17 protein-coding genes are annotated in these 17875 nt (G+C 61.5%); 7 read left to right on the forward strand and 10 right to left on the reverse strand.

Annotated features, from left to right (window positions below; translation table 11 throughout):
* The first annotated feature begins 98 nt into the window (after nt 1-98).
* From HNQ65_RS05740 to HNQ65_RS05765, 6 genes are all read left to right on the forward strand, one after another.
* Entirely contained in the window at nt 99-2414 is a 2316-nt protein-coding gene (locus HNQ65_RS05740; protein WP_184338542.1) for a glutamine amidotransferase, read from the forward strand.
* Entirely contained in the window at nt 2411-3358 is a 948-nt protein-coding gene (locus HNQ65_RS05745; protein WP_184338543.1) for a hypothetical protein, read from the forward strand. The genes HNQ65_RS05740 and HNQ65_RS05745 overlap by 4 nt, the downstream gene beginning before the upstream one ends.
* A 105-nt stretch (nt 3359-3463) precedes the next feature.
* Nucleotides 3464-3976 carry an RNA polymerase sigma factor gene (locus HNQ65_RS05750; protein ID WP_221306048.1) on the forward strand — a complete coding sequence of 171 codons (513 nt, stop codon included), beginning with the start codon at nt 3464-3466 and terminating at the stop codon, nt 3974-3976.
* Nucleotides 3976-4896, forward strand: coding sequence for a hypothetical protein (locus HNQ65_RS05755; protein WP_184338545.1), 921 nt, complete (start codon nt 3976-3978; stop codon nt 4894-4896). The genes HNQ65_RS05750 and HNQ65_RS05755 overlap by 1 nt, the downstream gene beginning before the upstream one ends.
* Nucleotides 4897-4931: 35 nt before the next feature.
* The gene (locus HNQ65_RS05760; protein ID WP_184338546.1) at nt 4932-5729 is read left to right on the forward strand and encodes a GDSL-type esterase/lipase family protein; all 798 of its coding nucleotides are present in this window, start codon (nt 4932-4934) and stop codon (nt 5727-5729) included.
* A 16-nt stretch (nt 5730-5745) separates the two neighbouring features.
* Entirely contained in the window at nt 5746-6963 is a 1218-nt protein-coding gene (locus HNQ65_RS05765; protein ID WP_184338547.1) for a hypothetical protein, read from the forward strand.
* A gap of 75 nt (nt 6964-7038) precedes the next feature.
* Here the strand turns inward: HNQ65_RS05765 and HNQ65_RS05770 are convergent, their stop codons facing one another.
* From HNQ65_RS05770 to HNQ65_RS05800, 7 genes are all read right to left on the reverse strand, one after another.
* Nucleotides 7039-7761 carry a heavy-metal-associated domain-containing protein gene (locus tag HNQ65_RS05770; RefSeq protein ID WP_221306049.1) on the reverse strand — a complete coding sequence of 241 codons (723 nt, stop codon included), beginning with the start codon at nt 7759-7761 and terminating at the stop codon, nt 7039-7041.
* Between the two features lie 129 nt (nt 7762-7890).
* Nucleotides 7891-8202 (reverse strand): hypothetical protein, encoded by a 312-nt coding sequence (locus HNQ65_RS05775; RefSeq protein ID WP_184338548.1) that lies wholly within the window; start codon nt 8200-8202, stop codon nt 7891-7893.
* Between the two features lie 112 nt (nt 8203-8314).
* The gene (locus HNQ65_RS05780; protein ID WP_184338549.1) at nt 8315-8566 is read right to left on the reverse strand and encodes a YHS domain-containing protein; all 252 of its coding nucleotides are present in this window, start codon (nt 8564-8566) and stop codon (nt 8315-8317) included.
* 55 nt (nt 8567-8621) lie between these two features.
* The gene (locus tag HNQ65_RS05785; protein WP_184338550.1) at nt 8622-10814 is read right to left on the reverse strand and encodes a multicopper oxidase domain-containing protein; all 2193 of its coding nucleotides are present in this window, start codon (nt 10812-10814) and stop codon (nt 8622-8624) included.
* 106 nt (nt 10815-10920) lie between these two features.
* Nucleotides 10921-11298 (reverse strand): hypothetical protein, encoded by a 378-nt coding sequence (locus tag HNQ65_RS05790; RefSeq protein WP_184338551.1) that lies wholly within the window; start codon nt 11296-11298, stop codon nt 10921-10923.
* Nucleotides 11299-11492: 194 nt separating this feature from the next.
* On the reverse strand, nt 11493-12134 hold the full coding sequence (locus HNQ65_RS05795) for a 3-keto-disaccharide hydrolase (RefSeq protein ID WP_184338552.1): 642 nt from the start codon (nt 12132-12134) through the stop codon (nt 11493-11495).
* A 32-nt stretch (nt 12135-12166) separates the two neighbouring features.
* Nucleotides 12167-13093, reverse strand: a complete 927-nt coding sequence (locus tag HNQ65_RS05800) for a sugar phosphate isomerase/epimerase family protein (RefSeq protein WP_184338553.1) — start codon at nt 13091-13093, stop codon at nt 12167-12169.
* A 120-nt stretch (nt 13094-13213) separates the two neighbouring features.
* Between HNQ65_RS05800 and HNQ65_RS05805 the strand changes: the two genes are divergently transcribed.
* Nucleotides 13214-13951 carry a helix-turn-helix domain-containing protein gene (locus HNQ65_RS05805; RefSeq protein ID WP_221306050.1) on the forward strand — a complete coding sequence of 246 codons (738 nt, stop codon included), beginning with the start codon at nt 13214-13216 and terminating at the stop codon, nt 13949-13951.
* A 45-nt stretch (nt 13952-13996) separates the two neighbouring features.
* On the opposite strand, the gene HNQ65_RS05810 is transcribed toward HNQ65_RS05805, so the two are convergent.
* From HNQ65_RS05810 to HNQ65_RS05820, 3 genes are all read right to left on the reverse strand, one after another.
* Nucleotides 13997-15295: a hypothetical protein gene (locus HNQ65_RS05810; protein WP_184338554.1), complete on the reverse strand. Its 1299-nt coding sequence runs from the start codon at nt 15293-15295 to the stop codon at nt 13997-13999.
* Between the two features lie 117 nt (nt 15296-15412).
* On the reverse strand, nt 15413-16756 hold the full coding sequence (locus HNQ65_RS05815; protein WP_184338555.1) for an RNA polymerase sigma factor: 1344 nt from the start codon (nt 16754-16756) through the stop codon (nt 15413-15415).
* A 138-nt stretch (nt 16757-16894) separates the two neighbouring features.
* Nucleotides 16895-17866 carry a sugar phosphate isomerase/epimerase family protein gene (locus HNQ65_RS05820; RefSeq protein ID WP_184338556.1) on the reverse strand — a complete coding sequence of 324 codons (972 nt, stop codon included), beginning with the start codon at nt 17864-17866 and terminating at the stop codon, nt 16895-16897.
* Nucleotides 17867-17875: the final 9 nt, after the last annotated feature.

Below are 17875 nucleotides of genomic sequence, written 5' to 3' on the forward strand. Positions count from 1 at the left end.
CCGACAAGCGCTTCGATGCGCATTTTTTTGGCAACGAGTGACATTGACCATGGTTGTCATGTAGCTTTTTGGCCGCACCTCACGTTTACTGGCAGCTCATGCCCCGCATCCTCTGGCAGAACATCCACAGCACCTGGCTCGCCGCCGTGGTGGTCGTGGTCGTCCTCGCGCTGCTCTGGCTGGGCTACCGCCGCAGCCCGCTGCGTGGCTGGCGCAAAGTGGCCGCCATGCTCTGCAAGCTGGCCGCCCTCTCCCTTCTGGCCCTCTGCCTGCTGGACCCGCTGTGGACCAGGCAGCAGCCCAAGAAAGGCGAGAATGAAATCATTGTGCTGGTGGACACCAGCGCCTCCCTGGAAACAGCGGAAAAACCCGGAGAGTCCACCCGCGCCGCGCAGGTGACAGCCGCACTCAATGATGGCCAGGAGGATGCCGCATGGATTCGCTCTCTGAGTGAAGACTTCCGACTCCGCCTCATGACCGCGGGCGCGCAGACGCAGAGCGTGCCGCATTTCCACACTCTTAAATACGATGGCACACGCTCAGACCTCTGCCGCACGCTCATGACACTGCGCAACGGCGGCAGCAATCTCGCCGCCGTGGTGCTCGTCAGCGATGGCAATGCCACCGATGCCTCCGCGTGGAAGGCGCAGGCGGGTGGCGCGCCCGTCTTCACCGTGCTGGCCGGAAAGCAGTCCCCTGCCCCGGACCTCGCCATCCTGGACGCCACGGTGGCTACCAGCCCTTTTGAGGACGCGCCCATCACCCTGACCTCGCGTGTTTCCGCCCGTGGCCTGAGCGGCAAACAGGCCACGCTTTCCGCGCTGGATGAGCAGGGAAAGGCGGTGGTGACGGAAAAGATCATCTTTAATGGAGACTCGCCGCAGACACTGCGCCTGCGCATCCCTGTGGCCAAGCCGGGCGTGACCTTTCACAAACTGGAGCTCAAGACCGAAGGAGTGCAGGAGGCCACGCTGGCCAACAACACCCGTCTGCTGGCGGCGGATCGCGGCGCGGGGCCCTACCGCGTACTCTATCTCGCAGGCCGTCCGAATTGGGAGTACAAGTTTCTGCGCCGTGCGATCGCCGGAGATGACGACATCCAGATGCCCAGCCTCGTGCGCATCGCCAAACGGGAGCCCAAGTTTGAATGGCGTGGCCACGCCGGGGAGAGCACCAATCCTATCTTCCGTGGCTTTGGTGCCAAGGACGGCGATGAGGCCCAGCGCTACGACCAGCCCGTGCTCATTCGCCTGGGCACGCGTGATGCCAGGGAGCTGAGCGACGGCTTCCCCAAGGCCGCCGAGGATCTCTTCAGCGAGTACCGCGCCATCATCATCGATGACCTGGAGTCGGCCTTCTTCACCCAGGAGCAGATGCACCTGATCCAGCGCTTTGTCAGCGAGCGCGGCGGCGCGCTGCTCATGCTCGGCGGTCAGGAGTGCTACCAGGCGGGCGGGTATGACCACACCCCCATCGGCAGCATGCTGCCCGTGTATCTGGACCGCACCAGCACCACGGGCCCGATGGTGGATGCCCGCTTTAATTTGACGCGTGAAGGCTGGCTCGAGCCCTGGATGCGCCTGCGCACCGACCGCGCTGAGGATGAGAAGCGCCTGGCCTCCATGCCGCCCTTCTTTTCCATCAATCAGACCTTTTCCATCAAGCCGGGGGCCAGCATCCTGGCCACGGTGTCTGATGGAGTGCAGCCCGCCGTGCCAGCCATCGTCTCGCAGCGCTTTGGCGAGGGGCGCGTGGGCAGCGTGCTGGTGGCGGACCTCTGGCGCTGGGGCATGAAGGACGAGGAGCAGCGCAAGGACATGGAGCGTGCCTGGCGTCAGCTCATGCGCTGGCTTGTGGTGGATGTGGCAGACAGCGTCACCCTCGCCGCAGAAACCGACGCCGCCGACCGCGAGCGTGTGAAGCTCTCCGTGCGTGTGCGCGACCGCGCTTTCAAGCCGCATGGAGACGCGATGGTGAAGATCGAGGTCACGCAGCCCGATGGCAAAAAATCGCAGCTCTTTGCCGAGCCCAGCCTCAAGGAAGCGGGGCTGTTTGAGACCGAGTTCTTTGCCAGCACTCAGGGAAACTACCGCGCCACCGCCACTGTCGAAGACATGGAAAAGCACGCCACCCTCGGCACCCGCGCCACCGGCTGGACGCACGATCCGCAAGCCGTGGAGTTCAGCCGTCTGGAACCCGGCAAGGCCATGATGCAGCGCATCGCCACCGAGACCGGCGGACAGATGCTCGCGCTGGAGGAGATCTCCAGGCTGCCCGACCTGCTGAAAAACATCCGCGTGCCAGTGGAGGTCACGCTTTCCACCCCGCTGTGGCACACGCCCTGGATCTTCCTCGCGCTGCTGCTTCTCATCGGTGCGGAGTGGTATCTGCGTAGAAAAGGAGGCATGGCATGATGAAAGATCGGATCGCACTAAAGTCCTGGGCCACACTCTGCCTCATCATGGCCTGCATGCAGCTCCATGCTGCCCCGCGTGCGCTGGAGGTCGTCATCGTGGTCGGCGCGTCCGGCACAGAGGAATATGGCAAGAAATTCCAAACGCAGGTCACCGCCTGGACCAACGCCTGCACCAAAGCTAGCGTGCCCGCCAAGATCATCCGTGGCGAAAAGACCACTGAGGACCTCGCGCAAACGCTCGCGACTGCGGATGCCACACACTCGCTCTGGCTGGTGCTCATTGGCCACGGCACCTTTGACGGGCGCGATGCCAAGTTCAACGCCGAGGGACCGGACCTCGACGTGAAGCAGCTCGCCGGATGGCTCAAGCCGCTGAAGCAGGAGATCGCCGTGATCCACACTGCCTCCTCCAGCGGCGGCTTTTTAAAGGCGCTCTCAGGCAAAGGCCGCATCGTCATCACCTCCACCAAGAGCCCCGACGAAGTCTTCTATGCCCGCTTTGGCGAGCACTTTGCCGAAGCCATCGGCGGACTGCCGGAGGCGGACCTGGATCAGGACAAGCAAGTCTCCCTGCTCGAAGCCTTCCGCCATGCCAGCAAGACTGTCGCTCTCTTCTATGAAAACGAAGGTCGCCTCGCCACCGAGCACGCCCTGCTCGAAGACAACGGTGACGGCATCGGCACCCGCAGCGAAGTGCTCGCTTCCGACACTCCGCCTGCCACAGCCACCGCCCTCGATGGTGAACGCGCCGCCCAGCTCGTCCTCGTACTCAGCCCCGAGGAGCAGCAGCTCACCGACACCCAGCGCACCACCCGCGATGCCCTTGAGCGCGAGCTGAAGACGCTCAAGGAACAGCGTGCCAAGATGAAAGAAGACGACTACTACACCCAGCTCGAAGCCATCCTGCTCAAGCTGGGCGCAGTGTACGAGACCAAGTCATAATCTTGAAGCAGAGATCCACTGAGATGGGAGTAAAGATGATGATAATCCAAGCCATCATTCTTGGCATGTCGAGTTTTGTCGCCTCTGGCCGTAGTCTCGATGACCATGCTGTTTCCTGAGATTATCACTGCCACACTGCTTGCCGGTCGAATGCCGCTCACGGCGTTCTTTGCCAGCGTGACGCGGGATTTTCACCTGGCGGAGGATATTTTCCAGGAGGTGTGTGTGAAGGCGATCGGCCGGGGGGAGAGCTTTGAAAGTGCGGCGCATCTGATGAACTGGGCGCGGCTGGCGGGGAAGAACCGGGCGATCGACATCCTGCGGACGCGGGAGGGGCGCTGCGTGGGCCTGAGTGATGAAATGCTGGCGCTGCTGGCGGAGGAATGGCCGGACACGGCGCAGGCGGATGCGATGCGGCTGGCGCTGGATGTGTGCCTGACGCGGATCACGCCGAACAACCGGGAGCTGCTGCGGCTGCGCTACTTTGAGCAGCGGCCCTGCGCGGAGGTGGCCGCGATGATGGGGCGCAAGATCGAAACGGTTTACCAGGCGCTGGCGCGCCTGCACAAGGCTCTGGGCGACTGCATCCGTGGGCGCCTGCAATCTGAATCCGCCTAATGAACGACTCTGATTTTCTCACTCTGCTGATGCGTCATCAAGACGGCACGCTCATGCCGGATGAGCTGGCGGCGCTGGAGGCGGCGATGCGAGAGGATGCGGGGCGACGACGGCTGTTTGCAGAGACGCAAGTGAGATCGATGGCGCTGCATGAGCATTTCCGCCGGGATGCGTTTCAGAGGCCGGGGCCGCCGCAACGGCGTGCGCGGTGGTTCACACGGCCTGTGGCGGCGATGGCGGCGATGGCGGCGGGCCTGGCGCTGGGGCTTTTCTGCGCCTCGTTGGTGTGGGCGATCTCGGCGCCGCGGATGACGAGCGAGAGGCTCTTTGCGCTGATGAACGGGGGCTTTGAGGAAAGCAGCCTGGGGCGCGGCTTTCCGCGCGAGACGGGTGTGTGGAGCGGTGATGAGGCGGCGATCCGCGAGGGGCGGCTGGAGTTCCTGGCCACGGGCAGTGATGATGCGGACCCGAGCGCGCGGGCGATCTCCTGCGATGTGTTTCAACTGGTGGATCTGCGGCCGCTGCGCAAAAGTGCTGGGGCTGGAGGGGACCCGATGCTGGAGCTGAGCGCGAGGTTTGCGGATGCACGCGCGGCGGGCACAAACCCCTCGGTGACGTTTTTCTGCCAGATCTACCTTTTCAGCGGTGATCCCGCACTGATGCACCAGACGTGGCCCAGGAGCATCCAGGAGGCGCTGGCGAGCGGCAGCGCCCAGGTGACGACGCTGGGCAGGGACGCGCATGGGACGCGCACGCTGACGGCGCGCTGCCTGCTGCCTGCGGAGGCGGATTTTGCCGTGGCCCAGATCGTGGCGCGACCGAATCTGCGCCCGGCAAAACTCGAAGGCCTGAGTGCCGATGATGTGAAGCTGACCCTGAAAACCGCGCCTGAACTGCCTGTCCGAATTGTACAACGATGAAAAAGACCGCCCTACTCCTGTGCCTGAGCACCCACTTGTCCGCCCTTGAATATCCGCACCAGACGGATGAGCCGCAGAAGAGCGGCTGGCCGCTGACGGCGGAAGAGCGCGCGTACATCATCGACAAGCCGGAACACGAGCGGCGGCCGGGGCGTGAGGTGAACCAGCACCTGCCGCAGCTCTGGCCGGTGGTGCCGAGCGCGGGGTACTTCGGAGGGGACTCGTGGCTGAAGCTGCACGAGGCGCATGTGAAGACGGTGCGGGAAAACCAGGGGCCGGTGGATGTGCTGCTGGTGGGCGACAGCATCACCATCCAGTGGGGCGACTCATGGCGGAAGCATTTTCCGGATCTGAGAGCGGTGAACATCGGGATCGGCGGGGACAAAACGCAGAACGTGCTCTGGCGGCTGGACCATGGCGGGGTGGAGGGGCTGGAGCCGAAGGCGATCGTGCTGATGATCGGGAACAACAACATGTTCTTCACGCCCGAGACGGGCGTGGAGGCTGCTGCGAAAGGCATCGAGATGTGCGTGAAAAATCTGCGCGAGAAGTTTCCGCAGGCGCCGCTGATCGTGGCGAAGATCCTGCCTGCGCATGCACCGGGCGCGGCCTTTTATGAAGACATCAAGAAGACGAACGCGGCGCTGGATGCGCTGAAGCTGGAGAGCGATGCGAAGGTGCGGGTGCTGGACCTGACGGCGGGCTTTACCAACGCCGACGGCACGCTGAAGAAAGACCTGTACACCCCGGACAACATCCACCTCTCTCCGGCTGGGTATGCGGAGTATGCGGCGAAGCTGAAGCCGCTGCTGCAGGCGGGTGCGGGCAACTGACACGGCCTTGAACAAGATGATTCGCAAACTCCTGCAAATCGTGGCGGTGCTGGCTCTCGCCGCGCAGCATGCGCAAGCACGGGAGCAGTATCTGCTGCTGAACTACTCGACGGCGCTGAACGCACCGCAGCAGGCGGAGGAGATGATGCGCTATGTGCGTGACCGCTTTGGAGCGGCGAACCGCGCCTCGCGGCTGAAGACGGGAGTGGCGATCCTCTACACACCGAAGGAGCAGGTGGCGGAGACAGCGGCGAGGCTGCGTGCGGACCTGGAGCTGGCGCGGCAGATGGAGGTGCCTGTGCTGATCCAGGTGGACACGGAGAACTGGCTGCCGGAGGCGCTGACGAACTGGTTTGATCCCTCGAAGCCGGGCTATGCCCCGGACAAGGTGCATGATGTGGAGTGGACGGGCTGGACGCCGGACACGGCGGTGAAGATCTGCTGGCGCAACTGGGGGACGATGCTGCGCGTGGGCCCGCACCCGAACCTGCTGAGCCCGCGATTTCAGGCGTGGGAGAAGTCCATCTACGAGGCGCTGGTGCCGGTGGTGGTGGAGTGGGTGAAGGCGCTGCCGGCGGAAAAGCAGTGGCTTTTTGCCGGCTGGAAGTGCGGCTGGGAAACCTCGCCCAACAGCCAGTATGCTTATTTCAAGAACGGCAACTCTTACCTGACCCGCAGTGATGACCCGAAGTGGATCGATGCTGACAAGGAGCTCATCGGGTACAATGCGGCGAGGACGGGCGGCTTTCAGACAAGCGGGGTGCTCAGCTACGAGCGCACCTACGATGTCTTCATGAAGATCATCGGCGCGCATCTTTCCTATCTGGCGAAGACGGCGCGCGGGCTCGGGCTGCCGCGCGAGAAGATCTTTGTGCACACGATCGCCCAGGGGGTGGACCGGTATAACGTGGAGTCGCAGTTCAATGCGGACAGCAATCCCGCGCCCTCGTTTTACGGCAAGCCCACGGGATCGCTGCGCGACAACGCAAGCTTCATGCGCTGCCTGACGCAAGCGCGGAAGGAACTCGGGGCCACGGGCTATGGCATCGGCGAATTTGTGTTTGGTGCGAAGGATTACGCGGCGTGGCATGGGTGGTTCAGCGACAAGCTGGCCGGGGACCCTGACCTGATCTTTGCCGCGCTGTACAACTACGACACGCTGCGAGGTCATGCGGAGATCGAGCGTGCGCTGCTGGATGCGATGGCCGCGGCTCCGGCGAGCGGTGGAAAATGAAGGAAGAGGAATGCCGCCCAGCATGGAGCCCTGTCGCTCAATCCAGGGTGGCGTCACCAGCAATGGTGCTGAACATCATGGATGGATCAGGGCCCAGCATGCCATGACGAGCATGAGTGCGTCTTCGATGATGGTGACAGTGGACATGGGCAGATTGAACACCGTGCCAAGGCAGGCGCAGCGTATGGCTTTCCTAGACATCACCGCCCTGAGCACGCCCAGCAGGCTAACGCCCATGACCAGCGCCGTGATGGCATTCACACAAGCGGGTTGCACGTTAGCCAAGTAGGCGAGGCCGAGAAGGAGCTCGATAAAGGGATACACGAATCCATACGATGGCAGCACCTTGGCCACGAGATCGTAGCTGCGGTAGGCATCGCTAAAGCCGCGCAGGTCGAGCATTTTAAAGAAGGAAAAAGCGATGAAGAAGCCGCCCATGAAAAGCCGCATGGAGAGCGCCGGATCAAAGTCGCCCTGCATCACATTCACCGCCGTGATGACCAGCAGCAGATAGCTCAAAAGGATGATGAGCGGACGGTAAGTGCGGGTGCTTTTGGCGGGCAGCTCGGATTCTTCAGGAGCAGCCGGGGCGGCCACCTGATACTTCCCCAGAGGACGCAGCCACTCGTTCATTTCCTCATCGCTAAGCACATGATTGGTCCTGATGCTGGCCTGGGGAGGATGCAGGGTGACGACAGCTTCGGTGATGTCTGGATGCTTCTGCAGCCTTGTGGTGATTTTTTCCACGCAGGAGGTGCAGGACAAGCCGGTGAGTTCGAATTTCTGTGGAAGGTTCATGGATTGATCGTGGTTGGATAGAGGGTCGTCGAAAGGGGCGCCCCTTCCCTACCGCTCAGTCAGAAGGAAAAGACCAGCGAGCAAGACCGCCTGCGGCGCGTGCGCAGGCGGCATTTACCCTGGCGTGGATCAGTGGCCGGTGCAGTGGTGCAGAGTACCGCCGCAGGTCTTGCATGTATGCTTGGTCATGCTGCCGTTTTTCAGCATGGCCACGACCTGGTTTTCACAGTCTGCACAGCTCATGCTGTCAGAGTGCTTCAGAGTCACGAGCCCCTTCGGGCCGGGGCCGGTGGAGGCTGGAGACATGAAGTGAACGGTGTGGCATTTGGTGCATGTCACTGCGCTGTGTGGCGCAGAGGCGGGAGCCTGGCAGGAGGCGAGCATCAGCGCGCTGAGCGCACTGATGCCGAGGAGGGCGGTACGGATGAGTTTCGTTTTCATGGTGTGTTTGCGTTTATGTTTGTGTTTGTCTTGAGGCCCAGGCGGCAGGACACCGCCTGGGAAATGGGTTGCTGCCGCCGCGCGCGTGCGAAAGCGGAGAAGGCCGGGCCGCTTAGAGCTTCGAGAGATACTTGGCTGGATTGGCCTCGAACTTCTTGAGGCAGGGCTTGCAGCAGAACTTGATCTCCTGGCCGTTGTACACGGTGCTGACGGGCCCGCCCATGCTGTCGAGGTCATTGCCTGTGACGAGGCAGACCTTCAGCGGATAGGGTTTGGCACCACCGAGGGTGGAGGTGCCCGCACAAGAGACCAGTCCGAGGCTAAGCAGCAGGGTGGCAAGGAGGATGAGAGTGTTTGTTTTCATGGTGGTATGTGTGTGTGTGGTTTTTTTGGGTGCAGAGTCGATGGTTTGAGTTCCATCAAAAGCGGATGATGAGGCCGACGCCGGGGCCGTAGTCGCTGTGATAGCTGGCGGAGAGGGAGACATTGCGCGCCAGCGTGTAGTCGGCGGAGGTGCTCCATTCCCAGCGGCTGCCGGTGTCATAAAAGGCGTAGCCAGACACACCGAGACGAGGCGTGAGCTGAAAGCGCTTGGAAAGCTGGAACCGCCCGTTGCCGTTGCTGTCCACGGTGAAGTCCGCCAGGAACATGAGCGGCAGCCGGTAATTGAACCCGGCGATGATGCGGTTTCCGCCGCCATGGTTGGCAAAGCGGAAGCCTGCGTAGGCCTGGAAGTTCATGTTGAAGTAGCGCTGGTAGATCGCGTCCACTTCATGCTCGGTGTAGGGCTTGCGCCGCCAGCCCAGCTCCCAGAAGAGGAGCAGGTTGTTTTTAGGGTTCATCCAGGAGAGCAGCCCGTTGCTCATCTGTGTCTGGAGCGATGCCGCGCCCCAGACATAGCTCATGTCATGGGCGTGCTCGCCGAGTCCGGCGGCATGGTCATGACTCAGGAAGGAGCGCGGCTTGGCGGTGTGCGCTGCATGAGAGACGGCCGACATGCCGGTGAGCCCGGCGGCATTGGCGAGTGTGTCGGCTGCAGCCTCGCTCATGGCTGCACCATGGTGAGGAGTCTCAGCAGCATCGTCCGGTTCGTAGCGAAACACCCGGGCCATGCCGCTCATCATGTGGTAGAGGATATGGCAGTGAAACATCCAGTCCTTGTCCTCATTGGCCTCAAATTCGAGCAGACGCCGGCCCATGGGGGGGACATCGACGGTGTGCTTGAGCGGAGAGCGTGAGCCGCCGCCCATGAGCAGACGGAAGAAATGGCCGTGCAGGTGGATGGGGTGGTGCATCATGCTGTCATTCACCAGTTCCAGCTCGATGATCTCCCCCTTCCTTATTTTGATATAAGGCTCCTGGGCGATGGTCTTGCCATCAAAGCTCCAGACATAGCGCACCATGTCTCCGGTGAGGTGCAGGGTGATCCGGCGGCGCGGGAGTTTTGACGGAAGCGTCGTGTCGTGCGTAGCTTTCAGCAGTTTGTAGGGCGAGCCTGGGCGGGGCAGCCGGAGCGGGGCGCGGGGATCTGCCTCCTGCTCTTCCAGCGAGAGGGCGAGCATCTGATCCATCTGGTAGAGATTGGGGCGCGGAGGGCTTTGGGCCGCATGCCGTTCCCCCTCGCCAAAGGAGGCGGAGGCGTACCCGCTGCCATCCTGCGCGGTGGCGCGCAGCTCATACTCGCCACTGGCGGGGATGGTGATGATGAGGTCGTAGGTTTCTGCGATGGCCATGAGAAAGCTGCCCACCTGCACAGGCTGCACAGGCGGGCCGTCTGCAGCCACGATGGTCATGGGACCGGAGCTGGAGCTGAGATGGTAGTAGGTGGCGGCGGAGGCATTGATGACCCGCAGGCGCACGCGCTCGCCGGGGCGGCCGGTGATGCGGGTCTGCCGCTGGCCATTGATCAAAAAGGCATGGTAGCCCACATCGGAGACGTCCATGGGCACCATGCGATTCCATTCTCTGAGGAAGTAGTCCTTCAGGTTGCCACGCTGCCACGCGCCGAGGATGGTTTGCGAATTTTTCCGCATGAGGCCGAAGTAGTCGCTGCCGCGCATGAGCATGCGCATGACCTCGTGCGGGTCGGTATTGGTCCAGTCGGAGAGAATGAGCACCTGCTCGCGGTCTGCCTTCATCGGCTCGCCGCCGTGTGGCTCCACGACGATGCCGCCGTAAACGCCGCTCTGCTCCTGCAGGTGGGTGTGGGAATGAAACCAGTAGGTGCCGCTCTGCCGCAGCTGAAACTCAAAGGTGTGGGTGGTACCGGGCTTGATGGGAGGTGTGGTGACGTACGGCACGCCATCCTCCTTGTTGGGCAGCAGCAAGCCGTGCCAGTGAGTGGAGGTCTCCTCATTCCGCAGGTCATTGTGGACGCGGATGCGGGCAAAGTCCCCCTCACGGAAACGCAGCACCGGCCCCGGGATGCCACCATTGATGGTGAGGACACGCACCTGCCTGCCCGCCGGGGCCAGGCGCTGCTCGGAGATGTGCAGGTCGTACTCGACGACGCGCTGGCCGGAGGCTGGTTGGGTTTTCTTGCAGGTGTCGCAGGCAAGAGCTGCGCCGGGTGCCAGGAGTACGGCACTCGCCAAAAGAGAAAGTGTTTTCACGGGAAAGCTGAATCAGGGCTTTGTGACAAGAGGCCACGCCTGCAAAGCATGAGGAGCCCGGTAAGGCCACGTGATGCAGGCACAGTGCGTCTGTGCTCGGCCGGATTCAGGTCAACAGGGAGCAGAGCAGCACGCTCAGCCGCACATGGGGCCGGGTGTTGGCGTGCTCTGCATCAGCGGGCCGGATCGTGCAGCCCGTCTGTTTTACCTGGAAAGGAGAGAAACGAAAATCCTGCGAAAGCGCCGTCCACACCACCTGGGGGATGAAGCTGCGACCTTCCGAGGCAGGTGGCAGTTGTGCAGGAAGGTTCTGATCTGGGAGAGAGGGCTCGGCGCACGAGCAGTCTGACATGCCTGCCTGCTCCAGCCATGCGCAGCATGCCATCTGGCATTTCTCCACCTGCGGAGAGGCAGAGATGATCAGCGGTGCTGTCTGCATCAGCAGCACCAGCATCATCAGACACATCTGGAGGACACGTTTCATCTCACTTCATTAGAGTCCGCCTTGGCGGTTTTATTTCAAGTTTTTTGAATCTTCCTCCATTACGCACAGGGAGATTGAAAAGGATGTGCAGTTTGAATGACAATTTTTGATGCAAAGCTGCGAGCACGAGTCGCCCACAACAACCATCGCACTCCTTGGACGATAACGTAATCTCGAAGCCCTCCGGCGAATTATCAGGACTCAGGTTTTGTTTCTCCGCTCTGGAGTTCTTTAATCACCAAATCTTTATACCGGATCTCCGTGGCGTTTTTGTGAATTTGGAGGCCGATGATTCCTTTCCTCGGAATGGCGGGATCTTCCTCCGAGTAGTCCACGGTCAGCACCTCATTAATCCACAGCCGAATGCGCGGGCCCTCGGCACGGATGTGGCAGGTGTTCCATTCACCGAGCTGCAGCCGCGCCACCGTGGCGGCATCTGGCTGCGCCAGAAAGCGGTGCCTGCGTGACTCATCGTAGAGCGAGCCGTCGATCTTTGGCGCGCAGTCGGCCTGATAGCCCGCCACCTCCGTCTTTCCAGGCACGCGCTGGCTGCGAAACTGCACGCCGCCATTGTTGCCACCCCGCTTGTACTTCACCTGGAGGTCAAAGTCTCCGTACTCGTCTACCGTGCACAGAAAATCATTGCGCGGCTGCCGCAGATCGGGCCTTCCGGCCACGATCTCGTTATTTTCGATTCGCCAGATGGAGCGGTCGCCCTCCCAGCCTTCAAGAATCTTCTCGTGAAACAGGCGCGAGGCATCAGGCCCGGCCTGAGACAGCCGGAGCACGGCGCACAGGCAGAGCAGCAGCATGGGCACTTGGAAATGGTATTTCATGGTTTGATGAGTGGAAGGATGCGCTGGTAGGTTCAGGCTCGTGCCCAGACATCGCGTAGAAAGGCCATGGACTTGAGCACACCGTCCTGGTAGTTGGCCTTGCCGCACTCAAAGGAGCAGAAGCCGTTGTAGCCGATCATCTTCAGCCCGCGGAATCCCTCCAGAAACTGCGCCTCATCCTCTTTTTCCTCGCCGGGCAGCGTGCGTTTGCGGGAGGAAAGATGCACCTGCTTGATGTATTTGCCGCCGGAGAGCACCGCCCCGGTCTGGTTTGTCTCCTCCTCCATCATGATGCAAAAGTCTGCCACGAGACTCAGCCCCTCGCACTTGCTCTCGCGGATAAAGCCGGCCACCTCCACCAGCGTGTGCAGGCAGTTCACCGAGCTGCGGCGCACCGCCTCGATGCCGATGCTGGTGCCAGCCTCCGCTGCCATTCCGGCAAGCGGCGTCAGCGTTTCCATCAAGATTTTGCGTGTCGCGATGGGGTCTGGCAGCTTCACTCCCGCCGTGTGGCGCGGCGGCACGCAGACGAGCACCTGGGCCTTGAGCTCATGCGCCGCTTCAATGGCATACTTGAGCGAGTCGATGGACTTCTGGCGCTTTGCGGCATCGTCTGAAACCATGTCTGTAAAGTGGCCCCAGTCCAAGCCGCTGACCTCAAGCGGTCTGCCGTTCAGCGCCCTCGCCCATCGAGCGCGGTTGTTGGCGACGCCCCCGCGCAGCTCCACCGCCTCAAAGCCCGCCTTTTCCACAAAGTCGAGCTGCTGATCCAGATCTCCCTGCAGGCCGATGAGCCAGCTGGAAAAGCGCAGCCGCACTTCCGGCTTTTGCGGAACCGCCTCTGTGGCATGCAGCGGATTTTTTGAGGCCAGTGCGTCCAGCGCAGCCAGGCCGCTGCCGAGCAGCCGACGGCGGCTCATGCCAGAAAAAGCGGGGAGTGGTTTGTGTGCGTATTTCATGGTGTGATTGTGTATGTGGTTCAGGTTTCGGTGAGTGCGTCTCTGCGACCGCCAGGCTAGGCGAAATTTTATTTCCGTATTGTCATCGCCAGCCAATTTTTGGTTTATTCCTGCCACCCTATGCATCCCTTTCAGAAACAGTTTTACGCACGCATGGCAGAGCCCCAGTCTCTGGCCGCAGTGCTGGACCACCTGCCTGGAGTGTTCTTTCTGGTAAAGGACACCGAGGGCCGCTTTGTGACCGCAAACGCCGCCACCCGTGAACGGCTGGGAGCGCGCAGCGAAAGCACCTTTGTGGGCACCACGGATGCCGACTACGTGCCGCTGGAACTGGTGAAGGATTTTCGTGAGGACGACTTGCGTGTGATCCGCAGCGGCAAGCCCATGCTCAACAGGATGGAGGCCTGGCTGGACGAGCAGGGCCAGCTTCAGTGGTTTGTCACCACCAAGCTTCCCCTCAAAGGCAAGAACGGACGGTGCATCGGGGTCATGGCCGTGATCCGGCAGCATGATGAACGGCGCTCCCACCATTTCACGGGAGAGATCGCCGAGACAGTGGCCTGCCTGCGTGCCAATCTCCACAAGATCAAAACCGCCGCGCAGCTGGCCAGAGCCGCAGGCACCTCAGAGCGCAGCCTCCGCCGCAGGCTGCAGCAGATGCTCGGGATCACTCCTTATGAACTGATGCTGCGCATCCGCATTGAGGCAGCCGCCAAGGCGCTGGCTTCTTCCACCGCCTCCATCGGAGACATCGCGCTGGATCACGGTTTCTGCGACCAGAGCTCCTTCACCCGTCACTTCCGGGAGCGGACGGGCCAGACGCCACGCCAGTTTCGACTACGGCACCGTGGCACGTAAGATTCATCCGGCAACCCAAACACTCGGTCCCGCGAAAGCCCGGGCTCATCTGATGAAAGGACTCTCATTGATCCAGTGAAAGCCGCGCGAAATGAGCATGAAGTCCTTGTCGGGGAGACGGTGCATCTTGATCGAGACTGGCTTGTCCAAGAGATTGCCATTGAGCGTGATCTGAGTGCTGCTGTCCTGCTTCAGAGCAAAATCGACCGCAGGCTTCTTTTTCGCCTCGCTGCCTGAAGATTTGAACGAGAGCCTGTTTGCGCCAAGATCGAGCCTGGCGGCATGCCACTCCTCCTTGCCCGTCATGAGCTGGCAAACCGCATTCGTGTCTCCATTCGAATAATGCTGGAGAATGAGATGACTCCAGCGCCGGCCATCGGTGGCAAGAGGCGGCAGCACTTCGCCGCCGAGGCGAAATTCATCGACCTTCCACACGCCCTCCAGGCGCTCGCTGCGGGTGCCCTTCCAGACCGCCTGCAGATGCTGCTGCATGGTCAAAATGAGCAGGCTCGGAAAACCAACGATCACGACCCATTTCAAGGAGAACGAGAGGGCGTTCAGCCACTTGCGCGTGAAACGCGGGCGCATGGGCTCAGCCTCGGTGGCACGATTGAGGATGAAAAAGTCATAGAGCCTGCTCGCATGGGGCGCGGCCACAAAGAGGCTCATCAAAAAGAGCCGTGAGGAGAAGAGCTTCACCGGGACGTCGTAGCAGAAGTTCAGCGCCACCACCTGGGCCATCACCCCCAGGGTGATCAGCGCACCCACAAGACTGGTGCGGCGAAAGGCCAGCAGCACGCCTGCCAGCACCTCCACCAGCCCGCTGAACATGGTGTAGGCCGGAGACGTCGCCATGAAACGCCAGAGCATTCCCATCGGAGACTGCTGGCCGACCGGCTGTAACAGATCCACGGGGCCAATGCGGCCAAACTGCAGCGGAATGGCCTTGTGAATGCCGTAAAACATCATCATCGCCGCCAGATAGAGCCGAACCATGGACCGCAACCAGTCATGAATGAGAGCATCCTGCCGCGCCCGGCGGTCGGCGATGCACCAGACTGCCGCCGAGAGGAGGGCCAGCACGGCATAGCAAAAAACCGCGACATAGTTGAACGTGGTATCGCCACTGCCGCCGGGCAGCGTTTTGATATCCAGCCCAAACAAGATCCTGCCCGCCCATTTCACCAAGGCTGGCACCCCAAGATGCTCCGTGAGCGTGAGCTGGCCGAAAATGCCAAAGGGCTCGAACATGGAGATCACAAAAAACGCGGCCACGCAGTGCCCGAAGAATCGTTTCAACTGCCCGTGGAACGGCAGCGAGGGCAGAGTCTGAGCGTCAGTCATGGCGATGTTCGGGGTGTTGCTTCGATGCAGGCCTCAGCGTCCGAACTGAGCGGGCGATGCACTGAAACGCAAAGCCGACTTTATCCATAATTTTATTAATCCAAGGGCGGAAAAGAATCAGTCCTCCGGGTCTGGCTGGATGACCTTCGTTCCGGGCGGGAGAGGGCCCGTACTGATGGAGACACCGCCGGAGGTTTTCTCCGCACCGGGATCAAGGGCCATCTCCATGGATGCCTCGTTCAAGACATCGGTGAGGAACTGGGCGAGCGCCTGGGCGTCTCGTGACAGCACGGCTCCGAGGTAGCGCTCCGCCTGGCTCTCGTTGTCCAGGAATCCATCTCCCATGTTCAGGGTGACGTTGGTGCCAGGCGATGGCTTGATGCCCTTGATCTTCATGGCCAGCTCAGTTGCCTCGCCAAACTGCCTGCCTACCTCCGGCTGGGTCATCATGTCCTGCATCAGTGCCTGCAGCTTGGGGGCAAGGGCCGGGTCTTTGGCCAGTTCGATCAAGCTTTTGCCGGGATGAGCCACACGATACTCGTCCACCAGCGAACGTGCGTTGCTCAGCCGATCGGTACCGGGTCCGAACAGCATGGCGAACATTTCTTGATCGCTGACGCCGGAGGCTTTGTTTTTGGCGACCGGAGTGCGGGCGGCGCTTTGCCTCGCGGAAGGTGGCTTGGATGAAGGAAGTGCAGCCTGCGGACGTGGCAGAACGAAGGCCAGAGAGGCGGCGGTGAGGGTGCCGGTGATGAGCAGGGCTTTGGTGGTGGTGGTCATGGCTATGAGAGAAGAGCTGACAAACGTCGCTGCAGGCACCGCTGCCGAACCGGACCCGATGCCCGCCATCGAGAGTTTTCCCAGCGAGGTCTGCAGCGCGAAGGGCATGGCCTGGGCTGGCTGAGCCGCGAAGATGGCGGCGAGGCCTGCACCGCAGGTGATGCCACGCGATTTCAAGATCTGCCGCATCGCCGTGATCCCACGCTCGATGCATCTTGAGACAGTTGCCTGATTGCGACCGAGATGACGGGCGATCTCCGCCTGGGTGCGGTCTTCTAAAAAATAGAGAACGAGCACTTCATGAAGCTCTCCGGGCAGTTCATTGAGCGCTTCATCCACATGCGGCTCCAAGTCTGCCCAGGTCGCCTCACGATGGGTATGCCACGTTTCCGCCATCGCGTCCTCCGCCCGCCGCCGGGAGCGTTCACGACGCACTGCGTCACAGGCGCGATTCCATGCCACGCGATGCAGCCAGGCGGCGACGGACTGGGTGATGCTGCCAGCCTTCCGCGCCAGTTCCAGAAAGACCTCCTGGGCAACGTCCTGGGTGGTGGCCTCGTTTTTTGTGACCCGCAGAGCGGTAGCATGCACCATGCCGCCATGCGCGCGCACCAACTCACGAAAAGCATGCGCATCGCCCGTGGATGCATACCTCTGAAGGTGCTGAAGATCGGAAAGCATGGCTTTTCATCAAAGTCGCACCAGACACAGGATTTATGCACCAGCCGTTTGAAAAGACTGCTTCAGCTCTGGCAAAATCATCCATTCATCCATAAGACTTTGATGCGCGAGAACAACCCATGGCATCCTACGCAGCCATCACTTCAGCTCCGCGATGGCCTCGCGCATGGCGGTGAGCACCTTCACCACTTGCGCAGCGGGGTCGTAGTCTTTGCGGCCCATGGACAGCGTTTCAATCGGCACAAAGCCGCGATAGCCACCGTCGTGGATGATCTTGGACAGCTTTTTGAAATCGGTGGGAGGTGTTTTCAGGCTGCTGCCCAGCGTCTCTTTGATCTGCCAGTTCACCGCATGCGGCACCATCATGGCGATGTCTGCATACGGGTCTGCTGTGAAGTATTTGCCGGTGTCCACCAGCGCACCGCACCAGGCGTGGTCCACGCGCTTCAGCAGGCTCACGTGCTCCGGCCCGGTGCTGAGAAAGTCGCCGTGGTTTTGCACGGCCACGATAACTCCAAATTTCTCGCCATGCTCTGCGCACTGGCGCAGCGCCTCGGCCATCCATTTCTCCACCTCTTCACGTGAGGCACCGCCCACGGCTGCCTGCCAGTCCTTGGCATTCTTCTGCTGAGGCCCTGCAAACACACGCACCACAGGTGCGCCAAGGCGGGATGCGACCTCGATCCACCGCTTCGTCAGCACCACGCCCTCCGCCCGCACCGCCTTGTCTGCCGTGGCGAAGTCATTCTTCACGCCCGTGCCGCTGATGGTGATGCCACGGTCATGCGTGTAGCGTTTGATGTGCGCGATGTAGTCGTCTGCAGGAGCCTGCGGATAGCCGGGGAAAAAGTAGCCGGTAAGATCCACCGCCTCGATGTCATGCTTCACACAGAAGTCGCACACGCCAAAGAGATCGATGCCCTTCGTGGGATCAGCAATGTTGGCATTAAGCTGCTCCAGAAAGGAATACGCATTCAGCGTCGGCGTGAAGCGCGCACTGCCACCCGCAGGTAGTGGCGAGTAGGCGGCCGAGGCCCTGCCAAGCGCGAGAGGCGCGAGGGTGGCGAGTTGGAGAAAACGACGGCGGGAGGTGGTTGGAGTGGCGTTCATGGTGGAAAC

The organism is Prosthecobacter vanneervenii, from assembly GCF_014203095.1.
Lineage (GTDB): Bacteria > Verrucomicrobiota > Verrucomicrobiia > Verrucomicrobiales > Verrucomicrobiaceae > Prosthecobacter > Prosthecobacter vanneervenii.